This window comes from Methylovirgula ligni, assembly GCF_004135935.1.
Classification (GTDB): Bacteria; Pseudomonadota; Alphaproteobacteria; order Rhizobiales; family Beijerinckiaceae; genus Methylovirgula; species Methylovirgula ligni.
Window position 1 is genome coordinate 953,033 of record NZ_CP025086.1, and the last position, 17,837, is coordinate 970,869.

Below are 17,837 nucleotides of genomic sequence, written 5' to 3' on the forward strand. Positions count from 1 at the left end.
ACTAGCTCGGACATTATCTGGTTGAGGGTTGTGACATGGCTTGGTCAATTCGCTACCGCTTCAGGGTTTCCAAGCCGCTTAACTCAGACGCAGTGGAAATGCGCGTTAATTTCGGCGGCAGAGAAGCGAAAGTCGCAACTGTAAACCGAGTGCCATTTAAGGAGTCAAACTGGCTAGTGTTAAGTGCAAGCGATTTTGAAACCGAGGAGAATGCGCACAACTTTGGAGAAGCACTTGGGCATGCATTTCTGCTGGCTGGCACAAAGCAAGGAATGGGAATCGACCTTGGAGACAATCGTGCAACTAGTGGGCTTGCGAAAGGCGTGATCGACGCGATCGCTGAGCAGAAGGGGCGACGTCTGCTTTCGGATGTTCACGGCCTGGCCGTCTATGAGGACGACGGGAACTGCGATTTCTATCACCTAGAGGGGCGCGTAACGGTCACTGCCGATCCGACGACTTTCCTCAATGCAGCCGTCTCTGCATTTGACGAGGTAGACGGTTTGGACGAGGACCAAGCGGCGGCCCTCAATCTAATCGGACTCTCGAAGAGCGCTCGTGAGCCGCTCGCAGAGGCGGTGTTGTGCATATCTGCCGTAGAGTTGCTCTCACACGAGTCGCCCTGGACCAACGACCAGCTTGCCTTGCTTGAAAACTTAAAACAACAGGCAACCTCCTCAACCGGCTTGCCTATAGAGCAAGCTGAAGAAGTCGCGAAGGCGATTGGTTCCGATAGCGTATTCAAGAGCATCCGCCAGTCTATCAAAAGAACATTTGCTGAGATGGGGATGTCTGACGCAGACTGGAAGGCTTTTGATGATATCTACGATTTGCGGAGCAAGATTTTTCATGGGAAGCTCAAGCGCGGCAATCAAGTCAAACACCGGGAACTAGCGTACAAAGCGCGCGACATTTGTGCTCGCTTCGTGGCTGAATTAATTAAGCAAGCTCACACGTCGAAAGTCGTGAAGTCTGCGACGGATTAGAACGCCATGTGCGGTCGGTTCACTGCCAAATACACCTGGTCCGAGGTCCACGCCCTCCTCAGCGTGATCGGCGCGCCGCAGAATTTGCCGTGTGGCAACCGGCTCGCTATCCCAGCCCCTGATAGACAACTCGCGCCCGATCACGAGCGCCAGAATTGGCAAAATATATTCGGGCAACACGCGGCGCAGGCGCTCTCAAGAAGCCACTCACATTGCCCAAAGACTCGATTTCTCCATCCTTTTTTATAAGTATGTTTTTAAGAAAGTTGGGGTCTGTCACGGCATGCTGCTTGTAACTACGATGCGAGATTATGTCCTCAATGAAGTATATATTTTCGGTTTGGAGGGCTGTCCGAAACCGCTCCAATTTCGACCTGGGCACATTGCCGCTTACTGTACTCGGAATTTCAAAGCATTTGTAAGAGTCACGGTTCAAGAAGCGCCGAGCAAGCGTAGTCCCGTGGCCCCAATTATTCTCGGCAGCCATGTGAGCCAACGCGAGGATCGAACTATCGTCAAGCTGCATATAGGTTGCGAGTTCTCCTCCATTGTGAATGAAATTTGAAAGCGTCGTGGCCCTCATCTGGGGAATTGTCTCGCTCTCACCTAAAAGCGCCACAAGCATATCGTGAACGAGAAATTGGATGCCTCTAGTCGCTTTATGAAAATAGACTGTGTGATACATCTGCATGTAAGCGATCACGAACTCCTCAGCGACCGCGAGTCCTTTTTCGGCGAGCACAAACGAATACTGATGTACGTGCCCTTCGTCGTCTACTGGGACTTGCTCGATCCGCAAGCTGTCAAATAGCCATTCCAGGTCGATCGCCGCAGATCGAATTCCGGTATGATAGCGATCCCTACACAAAAAATCCAAGCGGTCACAATCCATTTGGCTCGATATGACAGCGTTGAATACGCTATAGCCAGGTTCCTTAGCAAAAAACTGTCTTGTCTTTTCGTAAACCCCGTATTCAGTCAAAATCTCTTTAATCTCGGGCGAGTCAATTATGTCGAGAGTATAGGACTCATGATCGCGGCCCACCCCAAAGTGATCCGAAATTTCTTCGAATACGTGTGAAAAAGGCCCGTGGCCCACATCATGCAAAAGTGCAGCGGCTAACGTGGCCTTTCGGTTGATCGGAAGGTCAGCGGAAATCTCCATGGCTTCGTTCTTCGCAAAGACATCTAACATTCTCCTGGCCATATGCATCGCGCCCAAGACGTGAGAGAATCGGGTGTGGCTGGCGCCAGGATAGACGAACTCGGAGAACCCTAGCTGCTTGATGCGACGAAGTCGCTGGATTGCGCTGGTCTGAACAAGCTTCCAGAGAAGTATGTCTTCGTCGCGAGAGCGTTTGAAATTAATCAGATCATGGATAGGGCAGCGGACGCGCTCTTCTTCCTTCATCATTGAGTTCGACCTCAGCGAGGGCCTCCTCGGCGCGTTGCACGATCTGCTCTGCGGACTTTGCGGGCTTTAGTTCACGCGTAGCTTTGATCGCCTGATCATTTGTCATCCCTTGCGAAATAAAAAATGAAATGGTTGAAGCGATCTCTAGCTCAATGCTCGAATATTCGGATAGCTTCTTGAGAGCAACTTGGGTGCTGTCCGGCAAGTTCGGAGCGGTACTACCCAGATTCGCAAGTGAATAGACCTTGACGAACTTCTGGCTGCGCCCGATGGGCTCGTCGCGCTCCTCAAGCTCTCCTACAAAGGACAGAAAGCTTGCCGCATTGGCAACTTGCAGACTGAATGGGCCAAAATCGCGAATCGAGTATTTGACGCCTTCGGCGGCCGCCCCCGTTTTTATTGCAAAATAGGCGAGCTTTTGCAGGCGCTTCCTACCGCGCACCACATTCCCTGGCACGGCCTGAAGCACCCCTAAGACTAGGCCCTCGGCATCCATATTTCTCTCTCCCCTGGGGAAGCAATATGAGCGAATCAGTTGGAACGCATTAGAACATAACAAGAACACACTAACATATTCTTACTATCTTACAATCGCGGAAATCCGAGCTGCACCTGAGCCGCTCCGCCGCCCTAATCACGCCCAGTCCTGCACACTGGGCCATCTGTGCAGGCTGGCCTCGATCGCGCCCCGCGTCTTGACGGTCGCTTTCCGAGCGTCGCCATGCACGTGTATGTCGGCGCGGATATGCCCCTCAGCGGCCTTGCCAGCCCCGCCGGATCCCGTTGCGCTAGACGCCGCCAAGCCAGTGGCCCGGCGATATTGGCCGTCCTCACCGCTCTTTAGAGCGCGTAGCGCTTGCGCATACTGCCTCGGGTGCGTCGACATAGATGCCCAGGCACCCAGCCCTTGCCTGTGCGCAATCCAAGACGCCATACGCTGCTGGTTCGTCTCTGAAAAGAGATCGTCCATGTGAAGCCCGAGGGCCTTCATAGCCAGCCGCTGCGTGGCGTTCACAATCTGAAACGCACCTTTCGCGGACGAATTCGTAAGCTCGCCGATCCTCGTATGCTTTCGAATCCAATCGCCCCACTCAAGCGATTGCGCCAACGTCATGCTCGTGAGCGGAACGGGCGACTTGGTGTAGCCAAGAGAAGTGTCGTATGCGCTCCCGTGCTTGCCCGTTCCTTCCGCCGAAATGATTGCGTCATAGAAGGCGTTCGGATCATGATAGGCGCCGCCGGAAGCAGAGCCGTCTAGCCTTCCAATCGCACGGCCGACAGCGACAGGATCGCCGCCGCTAGTCTCATAAGAGGCTTTGGCAAAACCGCCGCCGGCCGAAGACTGGTCGGCTTCGTTGCCGGCCATCAACTCACGAAACGCCGCGAGCACGCCAGACTTCGTGCCGTCAGAAATTAGGCCGGCGAGGCCGGCGTCCGAGGCACGCATAACCGGGTCGCCGTAGGACGTTCTTTGGAACAATCCGTTTGAATTGCCCTCAAAGCTCGACGGGTGGTAGCCATAACGTCCAGAAGGCGCGGGATGGGGTGCCTGGGCTGGGGCGCTGCTGAGAAGATCGGCTTTCTGTTTCTCTGAAAGGCCGAGTTCGGTCATCACCGAGTTGGCGAACACCTTTGCAAGCTCACTTCCAAATCCGGTAACGTCGCCCGAACTCAGCGATCCCCAGAGCTTGTTGGGCTCACCCGGATTAGCCTTCTTGCCACCGAGGTCGTCCATCAAAGTACGGGCTTCATCGACGATGGAAGTCATCTGCTTCAGAAAAGCAGGCCCGGTGCTATTCTCAAAGTTGTCGAGAGCATCATTAAACCCGATCTGCGCGTCCCTGAAAACTTGAGCCTGCTTAAGCAAATCCTTGTTTATCGGGTCGAGCGCTTTGGCCTGCTTGTTAAACTCGTCCCAGAATCCCGTCGCACCATCGCGAAACAGCTTCTCAACATCATCCGGGTTGCTGAAAAACTCACCCGCAAGCTTCTTCTGCAATTGCGGATCAGCCCTCAACTTCGCGTCGTTGTTGAGGAAGTTAACAACGTCCTTCATGCGCTGCTCTGGATTATCGCCAAGCAGCTTGTCAGCCAGCGTCGGCCAACGTTGCGCGAGCAATGCGTAAAGCTCACTAGTCCGACTCTCAAGGCCAGGCATTTGTGCCGATAGGCTATTAAGAGCCGTATTCATCGCATCGGCGGAAACGCCAAAATGCTGGCCGGCATGACTCCAGGCGTTCAGCCAATCGACGCTTACGCCCGTCTCGCGCGCGAATTCCTTCATGTCGAGCGAACGCTGCCCAAGCTCGCGCATTTGCGCGACGACTGCAGCTAGGCCGCCCGCCGTAGCTAGACCACCAACCCCAAGGGCATCCATCATGCCAGCGACTGACGCGCCTTTTGTCGCGAAGTCCTTGGCCCCGTCGCCGAGCTTCTTCATTTGGTCGGTCGCCGCTTCCATGCCTGGGCTGACGCGAATTGAATTAAGCTGGTCGCGAATTTTTCGAAGTGCAGGACTCATGTTGTCCTGAACCTCGGCCTGCAACCTCAGTTTTTCGTCGGCCATTTATTTGCGTCTCGATTCAAGTATGTCGTGCGGATCGTCGCTCAATCGGATATAATGTTCGTTGTCAGTAGTCGGCTGTTTCTCATCGTGAACACTGTCTTTGAAGACGGCGTTTGCCGCCGCGCGTACATCGTCGCGCCTCGCATACAACGGTCTGGTGAAGCGCCGGCTTATTGTCGGCGTCGAGTAGCCAATAGGCGCGCTCATGCCCGTCTGCCTTTGAGCAACGCCCGCGCCTCGCGCGCGCCGGCCTCGACCTCGCGCTTGTCGATTTTTCCGACTTTGGGAACCGGCGTCATGCGGCCTATCGACCCGAGCACCGCGCGTGCTTCGGATGCGCCCTTCGCTTCGGCGCTAGTGCGCGTCGCTTGAAGAAGGCGCGTCGCCTCGGCCGCACCACGCTGCATTGGCGACAAACGTTGCGAGGGTCGCTTGCGGCCAGCCGACCTGATCTGTGCGCCGGCATCCGCAGGAATTGGCACCGCGCTAACCTCAAGCGGTTCCCAATCGCTGATTTCGACCACGTCCGGCTCGCCGTTCTCACCTTCGATGCGCGTGCTGCTGTGAATGAGATAGCCGACACTGATATTCTTGATCACGCCTTCTCGAATTTTAGAAATCGTGTCGCTGTCGCCCGCAGCAGAGGACAGCTTGATGGTCGCCAACCCTTTGCCATCTTCAATCCGAGCCGAGCCTGCGACAACAACGCCAATAACGTCGTCAAGACTGTCTGATTTGTGAACGCCTAGAAACGGCGCGCCGCTGTTGAGTCGGTCTAGGCGGACGTTGCCTTCGCCCATCAAAAGCCTTTCAATGAAAGGCCCCTCATAGTCTTCGCGTAAAACGTCCGCGCCGACGCTCCACGTGATATCGATCGTGTTGGCATCGGCGTCGTAACTCGCCGACCTTATCTTTGCGGGGCTAAATTTCGTATTTTTCATTTTGTACTTTCTCAATTCGCTTCGAGGTTGTGCGAGTGCACTTCCGTATACTCGCGCGGCGTGCCCCAATCACTCGGTGGCAACGTGATCCGCCGCGTTCCATCCGGCAGCGTGCGTCCGCTAAGCTTTTCGCCAGCAAGGGGTCGCGCGCGAGGCATGAACGGCGTGGCTGGTGTGGGCGTCGTCTCGGCATCTTCCGGCTCGGGCTCGCCGCGCGACCAGATATAACCATGTTCATCATGCGCGCTGGGCAGAACGACGCAGCCGCCTATATAGAGGCCGCGAACGTCAAATAAGGGCGAATACAGTGGCCGGTTTTCGCTTGCCACATTGATGGCATCGGCGTGCGTCGCAATTTCGCGCAACACCTCGACAACGGCTGCGGCTCGGCGGCCGTATTCATCAACGAGCTTCTTGATTTCCGCCTCAGCGGCGAGGCCGGCATCATAAAGGGCTTTGCGACGGCTTTCCTTCGCCCTTGCATTGGCGGCGATAAGGGCGGCTTTCGCCTGCTCAAGACGAGCCTGGGCGCGCAGCTTCGAGCGCTTCAATCGATCTATTTGAAGGGAGGCTTCCTCGAACTTGGAGTCGTCCGGATCGAGCGCCAGCCTGGGTAGCGCCGCTTCGGCGCTGGCGATCCTGGCTTTAATGTCCGCAAACTCTAAAGCGGCTTCGCTAACGGCGCGCTCGGCGTCGGCGACGCTCGGCTCAGCGGCTGGCGCGGGTTTGAGTTTTGTCATTCGTTCCTCGTGAATGGGAAAGGGTGCAGGTCGTTCGGGCCTTGTCCGCAAAACGTATGTCAGGGGCACGGAGGCCAGATTCCCGTTGTTCGGCGGACCTGCGGCGCCGTCCGAAAGGTTGCCCCTAATTAGTGGGCGCTACTTCGTGCCGGCCTCGACCAGCCGGGCGATTACGGCGCGGCGAAGCTTTTCAAGGTTCTTTCGCTTCGCAGCCTCAATGGCGGCGCGAGCCTCTTCGCGGATGGCGGCCTGCTCGGCCTCGGTGTAGCGCTTTTGATTATTCATCTGTTTCAAGCTGTTCCTCTCCAATGTCGGCCTCGGCACCCGCGTCGTCATCGGGCGGCTCGCCGCGGCAAGTCATTGCCCATTTCTCATTCAGAAGCTGCTGCGCGACCCGCATGGCGCGATTGATTTCGTCCTCGATGAGTTGGCGAATGTCGTGTGGGCTGTTCATCAGCGAAGCGCGGCCGGCGCATTTGACAGCGACATTGTTGAGTCCTGCTCGCAGGGCCTGAGCGAAATCGGACATATTTTCGTTCGCGTCGGCGACGAGGACGACCGCCCGCAAGCGCTCATCAAGATCGACTTCGGCCATTCTCGCCTGGGCGACGGATTTGCGGCGGTCGGCCTCGTCTTTGGAAATCTTGCCATCCGGCGACAAAAGGCCAGAAACCGCATCGTCGACGGCGCGCGCAATCCGCCACGCGACAACGTCCGGAAGCGACAACTGCCACTCTTTTTTGGTGCTGCGGTCGGCACGAGAGACAACCGGGCAACCGCGCGAAATCCAGTTTGAAACGGTGCTTCGATTTACGCCGAGAAGAGCGGCGGTCTGAATCAGACTATGCGTAGGAATGCGGCATCTCCTTTCGAAGAAAAATATTCCTGATCAATGAGTTGGATATGTTGATGCTGTATTCACAAAAAATTTCTGTGCAACAGATGCCAATCGAGGTGGTGCGTCGCCCGGGGTGGTACCGGCCCTGAGGGGGAACCAGGAAGGCCGGGGGGGGGGGTAGCCACTAGCCAACGTGCAGTTTCTTGCCATTGCGATAGAGCGCGCCCGCTGGCAGCTTTGGCGCCGACCCACCAGACGCAAGCGCAGCATCAACCTGAGCAACGACGGTATTGACGTTCAACGCCACCACCCCGTGATCTCTGGAAAACATTCCGGCCATCAACGACTCGAATTCTTCGCGCGTGTGAGCGTTGACGACTCGCGCGCAATCGCTGTCGATCACAAGGAATGTTTTGCCCTCTTGGTGAAGCTGCGCACGCGGCCGGTACTTGGAGCGCTCATCTGAAAATACGGACGCGGCCTTCGCGGCTTCGGCGACGGGCAAGCCGATGCGCGTCAACTCGTGAACGATAGCGATGCGGTCCACATCCCGAATGCCGAAGGCTCGGTGATTGCCCTTACCGCTACGCGGAGCAGGAATAATTCCGCGATCGAGCCAATCGCTGAGCGTTCGCGCGTTCATTCCGACAGCATCGGCGGTTTGTGCAAGCTTATAGGACATTGGCGTTTCCAGTTTTATTTAGGCGAATAAAAGCGCCGATCCCGAAGGATCGGCAGTTGCGCGCGACAGAAAAGGTTAAAAAAGCCGCGCGAGGAAAGGTGGCCGCTCGTTCATCCGGAGTCGGCCAGCGCCGCGTTAGACGGCGCAATGTCAGGGAGTCGCGGCGACGCTCGTGATTTCGCCGCCGCAACTGCAACCATCGAGGCCGTCGACGAGGAAGAAGAAAACGGCCTCATATATATACGTTGCGAGACTGCAAGAAGGGACGCGCTACCCTTTAGCGAGCGCCGCCTTCAATTCAGCACAAGACTCAAGGACTAGCTGCTTCCCCCGGCGCTCGGCGTTCTTGCCTAGAAAGCCGAACGCCGCGCCAACCTCGGCGAAGTTCTGGGCCTCGATCGCTATGTCGAGAGCTTTAACCGTGTGCCTGCTGAGCTTCCCTCGAAGATGCGCCGCTTCTTGCAACGCCCCCTGTCGACGAGAAATTCCGTCATTCTCAGGGCCAGCTTGCCTTGCATCTGGGTTGCTGCGCACGCGCCCGGTATAAAAGATCTCGCGGGGATCCGCAGGCCGCCAAGGAAATGCTGGTTCGTTATCGTTGGCGACAGGCGGCAAGTTCCAGCGTTTGCGGGCCTCATCAAGAGGCACGTCGCGGGTAACGCCGAGACTCGCCGCCAAATCGCGCAGAGCACGCCGCCTAGGGCTTTCCGGGGCGCCAATGCCCGGTGGCGTAAAGCGCGGATCATGCCGCTCAGCGGGCGCGACAGGTGTTCCTTGCACATACGCGAGCAGATACTTCAGCGCCGCGATTGCGACCTTCCGATCCTCGTCGCGTTCCTGCTCGGCGCCATACGGCGTGCCGTAATCGTCTTTTTTCCAGAGCTTCAGGGCGGCTTTGGTACCGCCTTCCTCAACCGCATTCATGATCTCATTGACGGTGGGCCGGATTTCCCATTCTGCCTCAACGTCGCGAACGTTGAGCGCGACGCCGTCTTCGTCGACATGACGTTCATTGTCGTTATCGGGCGCGCACCATGCCGACGAGTCGGGATTTGACAGCCGCCGCCAATCGAGCAGTGGCCGCAGTTCGTCAGCGAGGTCGCGGTGGCGCGGTCGCTCAACGTGCCTCGGTGCCGGCGTGATATCGGAGTCGTTTTTGGGCAGCGCCTTCATAATTTTTGCTGTGTCATCCGCGTGGTCGCGCGGCGTGCGCAATTGCGCCATCGTTTAAATCTCCTCGTCTAGACAAATTAGCGGCTAATGCGGCAGGGCCTTTGGCCCGGTGAGCGGCGCCTCTGGGCGAGTCGCCCATGTGGTGGCCGGCCAGGTTGAAGCCCGGTTGCTGAAGCGTGCCGGCCTTCGCACTCGGCAAGGTTTCGTTCTTGCTTTCTGGGCTGGAACTTCCAGCGCCTCCAACGGCGTTGGGGTGTTCCAACCCAACCGGGGGTATAAGGGGGTTGGAGCACACCCCCCGTTGGAAGCGTTGGAAGGGCGTTGGAAGGGCGTTGGAAGCGTTAGTTGGAAGGCACGCGATCCGGCCCAAAATTCTCCGATGCAACGATCAGTCTGCTCCGAAGCTTCGAAGGTGGTCCTTCCTTCACGATCTGGATCTTCTCGGCGTCGAGAAGCCGCTGCAATGCGCCCGTTAGATCACTCTTCGACACGCCCTTCGCGTCGGGATGCTTCGCCATAACGGTGGGCGCATATAATTGACTTGGGCTTGGACTGAGGCACCGTCCTTGCCGAGTGAGCTTTGACAGCAACTCTAGGAAAATCCCGTCAGTGCGCTTGTCGAGTATCGCGCGGGCTGGATTGGTCTGGGTGCCATCGTCCGCGACGAAGCGGCCACGATCCCAGCGCAGCGCTATCTTTCCGCCTTTCGGGCCGAAGTTGGCCTTCATGGTCGTGAGCACGCGGGCGTCAGGGTCGGCGTCCTTCTCGGCTGCGGCCGTCAGGTACAGGCGGCTGCGCACCGCCCCGTTCCACGCCGTAGAGCCGGAAAGGCCGGTGCCGGTCGTCATGCCTTGCACCGAGGGATGACTCAAGAGAAGTACCGCGCAATCAAGCGTCATCGCGAGGCGATGCAAGGCACCGACGAATTGCTTGACCTGGACTCGCTTCACCTCGTCGCCGCCGAAGAAGTCCACGCTGGTATCAAGAACGACAAGCGCGGGCATGAATGCGCAAATCTCGTCGATCACCGGCTGCAGCAACGGTGTCTCTGTTAATTTGCCCCGGTGCTCGGCCATGAGCAAGGCGTCGCGATCCGCCAGAGACATCAAACGAAACTCTGATAGTTCGGAAAAAGAACGACCAAAGCCTTCCAGGATCGCCACCATGCGGCGGTGAAATTCATCGGGCTCGTCCTCGGCGCCGATGTAGAGACACCGGCCGGCGCTGGGCTTCGTGTCACCCCACGCGGCGCAATCAAGCGCGGTGGCCATGCCTATCTGCAGGGCGAGAAGCGTCTTGCCTGTGCCGCCGTCGCCAGACAGCAGCGTCACAGTACGGCTTGGTATCAGGCCCGGAAGAAGCCACTGGCGCTCGGGAACGGGCTGGCCCTGCCAGTCGGTTGGATTGATGACCAACAGCGGTTCGGGCTGAGGGCCGGCAGAAGATTCAGGTTGCGGATTATTGTCGTTCGCCGGCCCGCGATCCTCGTCTGTTTTCTCGTATTCCGGGAACTCGCTTTCGAAGTCCAGATCTTCACCGCGCAAGGGGATATCGGACGGATCGATCCATTCAAATGGGGTTGCTCGAATCGGCGAGGGTTCTTTGGTCTCAGGATGCGTTGCTGTATGCATTGACTTGGCGGTCCATAAGATTGTTGAGGGATTCAGAAGCTAAGGCAGTGAGCGCCTTGGCAAGCTCGGTACTGAAAGTGGCACACCGGCTACCGCCAGCCGATGGCGCATAGACAAGGCGTCGGCCCGAATCGGTTTCGACAAGTCGCACGCCGACGAGTCGCAAATCGTCGGTTATTTGAACGCTAAATTTAGCAATATCGCGCACTCCGGCGCTTCCGCCTCGCGCGCGCTCGATAGATAAAAGCTTCATTTTAGTTCCTGTCAGGCGGCCAACTTGGCTTGCCATTGATCTTTTCGTTCGAAATAAAAGTCGTCGTCTCGCTCGCACAGGACAAAGCCACGCCGATCCATTTCGGCGACCGCTAGCGCAACGCGCTTGTCAGTTTCGTTCAAACGCGGATCGGCAAGCACACTGATTTCCCATGCGCGACGTCGACTGCGATTGCCCATGTTCGACTCCAATTTAGGGATTGCGCGCCGCAATGCGCGCCGTTGGTTCCGCATACGCGAAAACTCATAAAAAACTTCAAAAAACGCGCGGTTTTCTCTGGGAGGAATCCCGCCGCCGCGCACCCGCTCTAAGGGTGACAGATGCGAAATGGCGCGGCAGCGGAAACTCTGGGTTAGGCGGCTGCAAGCCGCAAAAGCGGCTCAGGACGCAGGTCGTGAAAGCAAAGCCGGTCCTCAAGCCCTAGCGCATCATAAGCGCCAAGGGCGGCTTCGAGCGGCTTGTCGGTGACGCCAGCAGGGGCGCTGAATAACAGATTAAAAATCTCACCGTGACGTGAGCGATCAAAAGCGGCTAGCAGGTCGCCCGGCCCCGTATCAACGTCGGCTAAAGCGCGATCTATGGCCTTGAGGATCGGACTGTACTTAATGCCACAGTGATATCGCAATTCATGAATCTCGGCTATGCTCTCGCTTTGGAGTACGTCTCGAATCTGTCGCAGAGCTTCTGGTGTCGTTGAAGACAACAGAAGCATCGCAAGTCTGGCAGCGAGTTCATCCGCTTGCATATCACGCTGTCGTTCCACACTGTCGCGTTCCTCACGAGAAGCTAGCTCCGCCCCCCGCTCGGCTTTCTTTCTGAGCTTCGCACTCTGTCCGTTACTAACGGACGCCAGTGCGGTTCTGCTTCGGTCCGCGTGAGCGGCGACACGTTGCGCGGTCTTCGCCCGGATGCCCTCAAGCGTCTTTCGGCCATCCGCAATCGCAATCATGTCATAGGCGCGCGAACGGCCTATGGCGTGCTGTTTCAGGAATGCCTCGAATGTCGAAGCGCCGTCACCGTCTGGTCCGCCGGCCGCAATGCGCTTCTTGACTTCAATCAGTTGAAGACCCGCTGCTTTATAATGGTCTTCCGCCTTACCTAATGCCTTCTCGGCGAGGTCGAGGCGCGACCGTATCTCCGTCCCGAGCGGCTCCAACGTTGCGAGCAGGGCGCCAGTCTCGTCGTGCTGGTCGCGGATCTTAAGCGCGCGTGATTGCGATAGAGTCGCGCGGCCGAGGACGGTCACGCCGCCACCTTGCCGGCAGCTTCTTGCTGCTTGACCCATGCAAGCAGCGTGCTCTTGCGCGCGCATACGATGTCGCCCATGCGGAAGACGGGCAGGGCGCCCTTCGAAGCCAGGTGGTAGATGACGCGCCGCTCAAATCCCATGTGCTCGGCGATAGCCGCAGCGCCTCTCAAAATGTCCTCGGCAAGTGGCACGTCATCGTTGGCGGGTTGCATCGGTCCCCCTCAGAAAATAGCGCTTGACAGGTTTTGAGATTCGTGCGAATCTCGGTTCAATGGGCTGATTTGCATTTTATACTATATTTATTCCCCAAAAGCAAATTAATTCACATTTATTTCGTCTGTTGCGGACCTACGGTTTTTGTTGCAACATAATCCCGCTCTAATCAGGCGGGATTTTTATGGCCATCAGAAAGCGGACGTGGGCAACGGCGAAAGGCGCGAAAGAAGCCTGGATTTCCGATTACGTCGACCAAAGCGGCCGTCGACATATCAAAACCTTTGAACGCAAAAAAGATGCGGAAGCCTTCCTCGCAAGGGCAAGCGTCGAAATAGCCGAAGGTACCCATACCGCGGCCAGCAGCAGCGTATCGATCTCAGAGGCCGCCGACCTTTGGCTGGAGTCCTGCCGCCAAGCTGGCCTTGAGGCCGCGACGATCGCCGCGTATGAGCAGCATTGCCGCCTTCACATAAAGCCTTACATTGGGCGCGCGAAACTCTCGGGCTTAACCGCACCGGCAATTCGCGAACTTGAGGACCGCCTTCGCCGCGGTGATCCAGCACCCGGCGAAGAAAAAGGCCACCCTCGCTCGGCCGTGATGGTCAGGCGGACAATAACCAATCTCGGCGCGCTTATCTCAGATGCCCAGGAACGTGGTTTGGTCGCGCGTAATGTCGTGCGCGACGTTCGGAAACTGCGGCGGCGCGGCGCAGAGAAACGCCACACCGAGCGCCACAGGGGCAAGTTGAAGATTGGCACCGACATTCCATCGCTCAACGAGATTAGGGCGTTTCTAGCGGCCCTCACGGGCACCTATAGGCCGATCCTTATGACAGCCGTTTTCACGGGCCTGCGGGCCTCGGAACTGCGCGGCTTACGCTGGTGTGACGTCGATTTGAAACGCGGCGAGATCCACGTCCGGCAGCGGGTGGACTTCAAGAATTCCGCCGGGCCGCCAAAATCCGCTGCGGGCGAGCGCACGGTGCCTATTCCGCCAGAACTTGCCAATGCGCTGCGTGAGCATAAGGCAACCCTTCCGCCCGCCAGGCGCGCCGACCACGCCATCGTCTTCGCAACCGGAACGGGCGCCGCAGAATATCATGGCAACATTGTAAAGCGCGGCCTGATCCCAGCTTGGATCGCGGCCGGCGTTACGGTGCCCGTGCTGGATGAAAAAGGGAAGTCGGCGAAGGACGAAAACGGCAAGCCAATCGTCACTGCGAAATATTCCGGCTTGCATAGCCTGCGACACTTTTTTGCGTCCTGGTGCATCAATCGCAAGGTTGACGGCGGCCTCGAATTGCCGGCCAAGATCGTTCAAGAGCGCCTCGGCCACTCGACCATTGCGATGACGCTCGACACGTACTCGCACTTGTTCCCGCGCGTCGACGACCACGCAGAATTCGCGGCGGCTTCGGCGGCGCTTTTCAATTGATTCCGCGTGTTACCTCCGGTTACGAACGCGACAAAACGCGACATAAAACGATAGAAACTCCTTTAGAATCAACGAAAATAAGCGAGAATCTACGGTTTCCTAAACCGCAGGTCAGGGGTTCGACTCCCTTCCGGGACGCCAATGCTTCGGCAGGCCGAAGCTTTTATTCGCCGGCCGTGACGCGATACTTCGAGAACTCGAAGCTGACGCCGGGCTTGGCGACATTGCTATCCGTCTGCACATAGGCGCCGAATTGCAGCGGGCCGTCGGGCACTTGCACGCGGATCTTCTGCAGATCGGTCCCATTGACCGAGACCGAGAGCAGCGAGCCCTTGACGACCGCCCGCAAGACCACGGGTGAGCCCAGCTTGAGGCCGAGGGCGGCGCTGTTGAGGGTGCCGTTGATCTGCGTCCAGTTGCCGGAGACCTTCCGATAAAGCTGGACACCCCCCGAACTGTCGACCTGAAGGACGATAAAGGTCTTTGCGTCCTTGGCGAGGAAGACGAGGCCGATATAGGCGAGGTTTTTTGGGGCCGGCGAAGCGGGGAGCGTGCCCTCGAGGCAATAGTCGCCATCCGTCGCGTTGAACGTGTTGTTCAGATAGACCCACGAGCTGTTGGGCGTATAGAGCTTCAGGGTCAGGCCGGTCTTGCCGAGCGAGGCATCCGGATCGGTCGGCCAGCCGCCGGTATTATCGGTGAAGGTGTCGGCGAAAATCTCCTTGCCTTTTTGCAAGCTCGCGCAATCGGCATAGGCCGCCGTCGACAAAACCAGAAACGCCGCGACAGCTTGAAAGACACGCGCCATCCGCATTCCGTTGGAAACGAATTTCAACATGAATATCTCCTACACGCCAAGGCACTTTCGAGACTGCCGATGCAGCCAGACAATGTCCGGACCAAAGCTTAGTAGAGCTTTTGCGACAGCACCAGCAGCATGGCGCGATCGCATTCGCGCATGACATTTTCATAAATCCGGGGCGGTTGTCTTCGCCCCGATCAGGCGCCGCGGAGAAGGCTGTCGCGGGTGCGAGGGTCGCCGCGCCCGGAAAAATATTTTTGCAGCGCCGCTTCGAAAAGCGCCGGATCGTCCGCCACCGCGCCAAAGAGAGTCACGGACGAGCGGAATTTGAGATCATCCGGGCTACCGAAAATCTCGTGCGCCGAATGGCCGTCGGTCCGGAGCACCAGATCGGTGCATTCGCGAAGCCGCGGGCCGAGTAGCGGGTGCGCGAGATAGGCGCGTGCCTCCGCGGTGGAACCGATCGCATAAAACTGCGCAGCCGCACTATGACCAAGCCCGGCGATCTGCGGGAAGACGAACCACATCCAATGTGTCGCCTTGCGTCCGGCGCGCAGTTCCGCGCAGATCTCCCCATAGAGAGACGCCTGTGCATCGACAAAACGCTGGAGGTTGAAGGGATCGGACATTCGGCCTTCAGAACCGCGGCGTCGTAAAGGCCGCCGCATGCGCCCTTTCCGCCAGCGGCAGAAACGTCCCCGAAGCCGCGTCGAGCCCAAACAGCCGCCCGTCGGAGACGCCGAAATAGGCGCCGTGCAAGGCAAGTTCCCCCGCCGCCTCGGCCCCGCGCACATCCGGAAAGGTGCGCAGATTGGCGAGAGATTCGATGATCGCGGCACGCCCGAGTTCTTCGGCATAGGGGGCGATCGGCCCTTGGCGCGGGCCGATCTTGTCAGCGGCCGCGCCAAGCAGCGAAATCCATTGGCCGATGAAATCGCCCGGCGCGAGTTTGACGTCCTCGCCAGTGTGGGTCTCGACATAGGCGCGCACGCCGCCGCACATCGCGTGACCCATCACGACGATATGGGCGACCTTCAAGATCTTCACCGCATATTCGAGCGCCGCCGACGTGCCATGGCGCTCGCCGTCCGGCGCGTAGGGCGGAATCAGATTGGCAATATTGCGCACGACGAAGATTTCGCCTGGGTCGGCGTCGAAGATCACCTCCGGCGAAACCCGCGAATCGCAGCAGCCGATGAGCAGAACCTTCGGGTTCTGGCCGTGGTCGGCGAGTTCGCGATAGCGATCCTGCTCGCGGCGAAAGCGGCCACGCAGGAAGACCTCGTAGCCGTCGATCAACCGAGCCGGCAGAAGGTCGCCCTCGTTTCTGGCGCTTATCTCATCCATTGCGTTCTCCCGGCCCGTGGTTTGACGGTTTTATTGCAGCTTCTGCGAAATTGTCGCGCCGCGCGGCAAGCTGAGCTTTATACGGCACTGCAAAAAAGTTGCGGCACGTTAGCGCAGTTTCCGTCGGGTTTGCAGCGTGACGCGAAACCGCAGCGGCGCTGATTTGTCATGTGATCCGTGCAGAAAACGGGCGGAACCGCAAGCTCGCAAAACGATACCGCAACGCGAAAAAAGCGCCCTGCGACAATAGCTTCGCGCCATGGCGGCGCTTTGCTATCTGGCGAAGCTCGACAAACTCGGCTAACCAGCTTTTCAGATGGCGCCCGCGAAGGAGTTTGTCGGCAATGGATATCCATGAGTATCAGGCCAAGCAATTGTTGGCGCAGTTTGGCGTCGCCGTTGCGCCCGGCGCGGTTGCGTTCACGCCCGAGCAGGCCGTCTATGTCGCAACCGAACTTGGCGGTTCGCGCTGGGCGGTGAAGGCGCAGATTCATTCCGGCGCGCGCGGCAAGGCCGGCGGCATCAAGCTGTGCTCGCATTATAAAGAGGTACGCCAGGCAGCGCAGGATCTCATCGGCAAGCGGCTCGTTACCACGCAGAACGCGCCCGACGGCCAGCCGATACAGCGCGTCTATATCGAAGTCGCCACGCCCTACGAGAAGGAATTCTACCTCGGCTTCGTGCTCGACCGCAAAGCCGAGCGTGTCCGCGTCATCGCCTCCAAGCACGGCGGCATGGAGATCGAGGAGATCGTCAAAACCGATCCCAACGCGGTGATCCAGACCGTCGTCGAGCCCGCGGTCGGCCTCCAGGCCTTCCAGGCGCGCGAAATCGCCTTCCAGCTCGGTCTCAATATCAAGCAGGTCGCGCGCGCGACGACGACGATCCTCGGCGCCTATCGCGCCTTCCGCGATTGCGATGCGCTGATGCTCGAAATCAACCCGCTGGTGCTGACAGCGGATGACAATATCCTCGCCCTCGACGCGAAAATGTCGTTCGACGACAACGCCCTGTTCCGCCGTCCCAATATCGCGGCCATGCACGATGCCTCGCAGCAGGACCCGCGCGAGGCCCAGGCCGCCGAGCATAACCTCAACTATATCGGCCTCGACGGCGAGATTGGCTGCATCGTCAACGGTGCCGGCCTCGCCATGGCGACGATGGACATGATCAAGCACGCCGGCGGCAGCCCGGCGAACTTCCTCGATGTCGGCGGCGGCGCCTCGCCCGAGCGTGTCGCGACCGCCTTCCGCCTCGTCCTCTCCGACGAGAACGTGAAAAGCGTGCTGGTCAATATTTTCGCCGGCATCAATCGCTGCGACTGGGTCGCCGAAGGCGTCGTCCAGGCCGTGAAGGAAACCGAGATCAAGGTGCCGCTCGTCGTCCGCCTCGCCGGCACCAATGTCGAGGCCGGCCGCAAGATCATCCGGGAGAGCGGAATTCCGATCATCAGCGCGGAAACCCTGGGTGAAGCGGCGGCCAAGGCCGTCGCCGCCTGCCGCGACCACAAAGCCTCTCTCGCCGCTGCACAATAAGGAACGCA

Annotated in this window: 20 protein-coding genes; 3 read left to right on the forward strand and 17 right to left on the reverse strand. The window is 58.5% G+C overall.

Going from position 1 to position 17,837, the window contains the following annotated elements; genetic code table 11:
* Nucleotides 1–35 precede the first annotated feature (35 nt).
* A complete protein-coding gene (locus CWB41_RS04590) occupies nt 36–986 on the forward strand; it encodes a hypothetical protein (RefSeq protein ID WP_115835366.1) in 951 nt (316 codons plus the stop codon).
* A 106-nt stretch (nt 987–1,092) separates the two neighbouring features.
* Here the strand turns inward: CWB41_RS04590 and CWB41_RS04600 are convergent, their stop codons facing one another.
* The 14 genes from CWB41_RS04600 to CWB41_RS04660 form a co-directional block, all read right to left on the reverse strand.
* Nucleotides 1,093–2,400 (reverse strand): HD domain-containing protein, encoded by a 1,308-nt coding sequence (locus CWB41_RS04600; protein WP_115835365.1) that lies wholly within the window; start codon nt 2,398–2,400, stop codon nt 1,093–1,095.
* The gene (locus CWB41_RS04605) at nt 2,360–2,896 is read right to left on the reverse strand and encodes a hypothetical protein (RefSeq protein WP_115835364.1); all 537 of its coding nucleotides are present in this window, start codon (nt 2,894–2,896) and stop codon (nt 2,360–2,362) included. The genes CWB41_RS04600 and CWB41_RS04605 overlap by 41 nt, the downstream gene beginning before the upstream one ends.
* Nucleotides 2,897–3,034: 138 nt before the next feature.
* Nucleotides 3,035–4,966, reverse strand: a complete 1,932-nt coding sequence (locus CWB41_RS04610; protein ID WP_115835363.1) for a hypothetical protein — start codon at nt 4,964–4,966, stop codon at nt 3,035–3,037.
* Nucleotides 4,967–5,169: 203 nt separating this feature from the next.
* Entirely contained in the window at nt 5,170–5,907 is a 738-nt protein-coding gene (locus tag CWB41_RS04615) for an HK97 family phage prohead protease (protein ID WP_115835362.1), read from the reverse strand.
* 11 nt (nt 5,908–5,918) lie between these two features.
* The gene (locus CWB41_RS04620; protein ID WP_115835361.1) at nt 5,919–6,647 is read right to left on the reverse strand and encodes a hypothetical protein; all 729 of its coding nucleotides are present in this window, start codon (nt 6,645–6,647) and stop codon (nt 5,919–5,921) included.
* A 138-nt stretch (nt 6,648–6,785) separates the two neighbouring features.
* Entirely contained in the window at nt 6,786–6,932 is a 147-nt protein-coding gene (locus CWB41_RS16130; protein ID WP_165204000.1) for a hypothetical protein, read from the reverse strand.
* Nucleotides 6,925–7,374 (reverse strand): Terminase small subunit (DNA packaging protein Nu1), encoded by a 450-nt coding sequence (locus CWB41_RS04625; RefSeq protein WP_115835360.1) that lies wholly within the window; start codon nt 7,372–7,374, stop codon nt 6,925–6,927. Before CWB41_RS04625 ends, CWB41_RS16130 begins: the two co-directional genes overlap by 8 nt.
* Nucleotides 7,375–7,669: 295 nt before the next feature.
* Nucleotides 7,670–8,167, reverse strand: coding sequence for a MerR family transcriptional regulator (locus CWB41_RS04630; RefSeq protein WP_115835359.1), 498 nt, complete (start codon nt 8,165–8,167; stop codon nt 7,670–7,672).
* A gap of 270 nt (nt 8,168–8,437) precedes the next feature.
* Nucleotides 8,438–9,391 carry a hypothetical protein gene (locus CWB41_RS04635; RefSeq protein ID WP_115835358.1) on the reverse strand — a complete coding sequence of 318 codons (954 nt, stop codon included), beginning with the start codon at nt 9,389–9,391 and terminating at the stop codon, nt 8,438–8,440.
* A 290-nt stretch (nt 9,392–9,681) separates the two neighbouring features.
* A complete protein-coding gene (locus CWB41_RS04640; protein ID WP_115835357.1) occupies nt 9,682–10,971 on the reverse strand; it encodes an AAA family ATPase in 1,290 nt (429 codons plus the stop codon).
* Nucleotides 10,949–11,224 (reverse strand): hypothetical protein, encoded by a 276-nt coding sequence (locus CWB41_RS04645; protein WP_129396400.1) that lies wholly within the window; start codon nt 11,222–11,224, stop codon nt 10,949–10,951. The genes CWB41_RS04640 and CWB41_RS04645 overlap by 23 nt, the downstream gene beginning before the upstream one ends.
* 11 nt (nt 11,225–11,235) lie before the next feature.
* Nucleotides 11,236–11,424 carry a hypothetical protein gene (locus CWB41_RS04650; protein WP_129396401.1) on the reverse strand — a complete coding sequence of 63 codons (189 nt, stop codon included), beginning with the start codon at nt 11,422–11,424 and terminating at the stop codon, nt 11,236–11,238.
* Between the two features lie 173 nt (nt 11,425–11,597).
* Nucleotides 11,598–12,491, reverse strand: a complete 894-nt coding sequence (locus CWB41_RS04655) for a hypothetical protein (protein WP_115835356.1) — start codon at nt 12,489–12,491, stop codon at nt 11,598–11,600.
* Nucleotides 12,488–12,706: a MerR family transcriptional regulator gene (locus CWB41_RS04660; protein WP_115835355.1), complete on the reverse strand. Its 219-nt coding sequence runs from the start codon at nt 12,704–12,706 to the stop codon at nt 12,488–12,490. The genes CWB41_RS04655 and CWB41_RS04660 overlap by 4 nt, the downstream gene beginning before the upstream one ends.
* A 185-nt stretch (nt 12,707–12,891) precedes the next feature.
* Here CWB41_RS04660 and CWB41_RS04665 point away from each other — a divergent pair, with 185 nt between their 5' ends.
* The gene (locus tag CWB41_RS04665) at nt 12,892–14,145 is read left to right on the forward strand and encodes a tyrosine-type recombinase/integrase (RefSeq protein WP_115835354.1); all 1,254 of its coding nucleotides are present in this window, start codon (nt 12,892–12,894) and stop codon (nt 14,143–14,145) included.
* A 163-nt stretch (nt 14,146–14,308) separates the two neighbouring features.
* Here CWB41_RS04665 and CWB41_RS04670 read toward each other — a convergent pair whose 3' ends face one another.
* The 3 genes from CWB41_RS04670 to CWB41_RS04680 form a co-directional block, all read right to left on the reverse strand.
* Entirely contained in the window at nt 14,309–14,983 is a 675-nt protein-coding gene (locus CWB41_RS04670; RefSeq protein ID WP_115835353.1) for a hypothetical protein, read from the reverse strand.
* Nucleotides 14,984–15,144: 161 nt separating this feature from the next.
* On the reverse strand, nt 15,145–15,576 hold the full coding sequence (locus CWB41_RS04675) for a DUF1810 domain-containing protein (protein WP_115835352.1): 432 nt from the start codon (nt 15,574–15,576) through the stop codon (nt 15,145–15,147).
* Nucleotides 15,577–15,583: 7 nt separating this feature from the next.
* Nucleotides 15,584–16,294, reverse strand: coding sequence for a carbonic anhydrase (locus tag CWB41_RS04680; protein WP_115835351.1), 711 nt, complete (start codon nt 16,292–16,294; stop codon nt 15,584–15,586).
* A gap of 344 nt (nt 16,295–16,638) precedes the next feature.
* Here CWB41_RS04680 and CWB41_RS04685 point away from each other — a divergent pair, with 344 nt between their 5' ends.
* Entirely contained in the window at nt 16,639–17,829 is a 1,191-nt protein-coding gene (locus tag CWB41_RS04685; protein WP_115835350.1) for a malate--CoA ligase subunit beta, read from the forward strand.
* Nucleotides 17,830–17,837: the final 8 nt, after the last annotated feature.

What these genes read in the sequence shown, in the direction of transcription:
- CWB41_RS04590 (WP_115835366.1), top strand. Translation starts at nt 36, where the DNA reads ATGGCTTGGTCAATTCGCTACCGCTTCAGGGTTTCCAAGCCGCTTAAC.
- CWB41_RS04630 (WP_115835359.1), bottom strand. Translation starts at nt 8,167, where the DNA reads ATGTCCTATAAGCTTGCACAAACCGCCGATGCTGTCGGAATGAACGCG.
- CWB41_RS04600 (WP_115835365.1), bottom strand. Translation starts at nt 2,400, where the DNA reads ATGATGAAGGAAGAAGAGCGCGTCCGCTGCCCTATCCATGATCTGATT.
- CWB41_RS04665 (WP_115835354.1), top strand. Translation starts at nt 12,892, where the DNA reads ATGGCCATCAGAAAGCGGACGTGGGCAACGGCGAAAGGCGCGAAAGAA.
- CWB41_RS04685 (WP_115835350.1), top strand. Translation starts at nt 16,639, where the DNA reads ATGGATATCCATGAGTATCAGGCCAAGCAATTGTTGGCGCAGTTTGGC.
- CWB41_RS04635 (WP_115835358.1), bottom strand. Translation starts at nt 9,391, where the DNA reads ATGGCGCAATTGCGCACGCCGCGCGACCACGCGGATGACACAGCAAAA.
- CWB41_RS04670 (WP_115835353.1), bottom strand. Translation starts at nt 14,983, where the DNA reads ATGTTGAAATTCGTTTCCAACGGAATGCGGATGGCGCGTGTCTTTCAA.
- CWB41_RS04645 (WP_129396400.1), bottom strand. Translation starts at nt 11,224, where the DNA reads ATGAAGCTTTTATCTATCGAGCGCGCGCGAGGCGGAAGCGCCGGAGTG.
- CWB41_RS04680 (WP_115835351.1), bottom strand. Translation starts at nt 16,294, where the DNA reads ATGGATGAGATAAGCGCCAGAAACGAGGGCGACCTTCTGCCGGCTCGG.
- CWB41_RS04605 (WP_115835364.1), bottom strand. Translation starts at nt 2,896, where the DNA reads ATGGATGCCGAGGGCCTAGTCTTAGGGGTGCTTCAGGCCGTGCCAGGG.
- CWB41_RS04620 (WP_115835361.1), bottom strand. Translation starts at nt 6,647, where the DNA reads ATGACAAAACTCAAACCCGCGCCAGCCGCTGAGCCGAGCGTCGCCGAC.
- CWB41_RS04660 (WP_115835355.1), bottom strand. Translation starts at nt 12,706, where the DNA reads ATGCAACCCGCCAACGATGACGTGCCACTTGCCGAGGACATTTTGAGA.
- CWB41_RS04615 (WP_115835362.1), bottom strand. Translation starts at nt 5,907, where the DNA reads ATGAAAAATACGAAATTTAGCCCCGCAAAGATAAGGTCGGCGAGTTAC.
- CWB41_RS04650 (WP_129396401.1), bottom strand. Translation starts at nt 11,424, where the DNA reads ATGGGCAATCGCAGTCGACGTCGCGCATGGGAAATCAGTGTGCTTGCC.
- CWB41_RS16130 (WP_165204000.1), bottom strand. Translation starts at nt 6,932, where the DNA reads ATGAATAATCAAAAGCGCTACACCGAGGCCGAGCAGGCCGCCATCCGC.
- CWB41_RS04675 (WP_115835352.1), bottom strand. Translation starts at nt 15,576, where the DNA reads ATGTCCGATCCCTTCAACCTCCAGCGTTTTGTCGATGCACAGGCGTCT.
- CWB41_RS04610 (WP_115835363.1), bottom strand. Translation starts at nt 4,966, where the DNA reads ATGGCCGACGAAAAACTGAGGTTGCAGGCCGAGGTTCAGGACAACATG.
- CWB41_RS04640 (WP_115835357.1), bottom strand. Translation starts at nt 10,971, where the DNA reads ATGCATACAGCAACGCATCCTGAGACCAAAGAACCCTCGCCGATTCGA.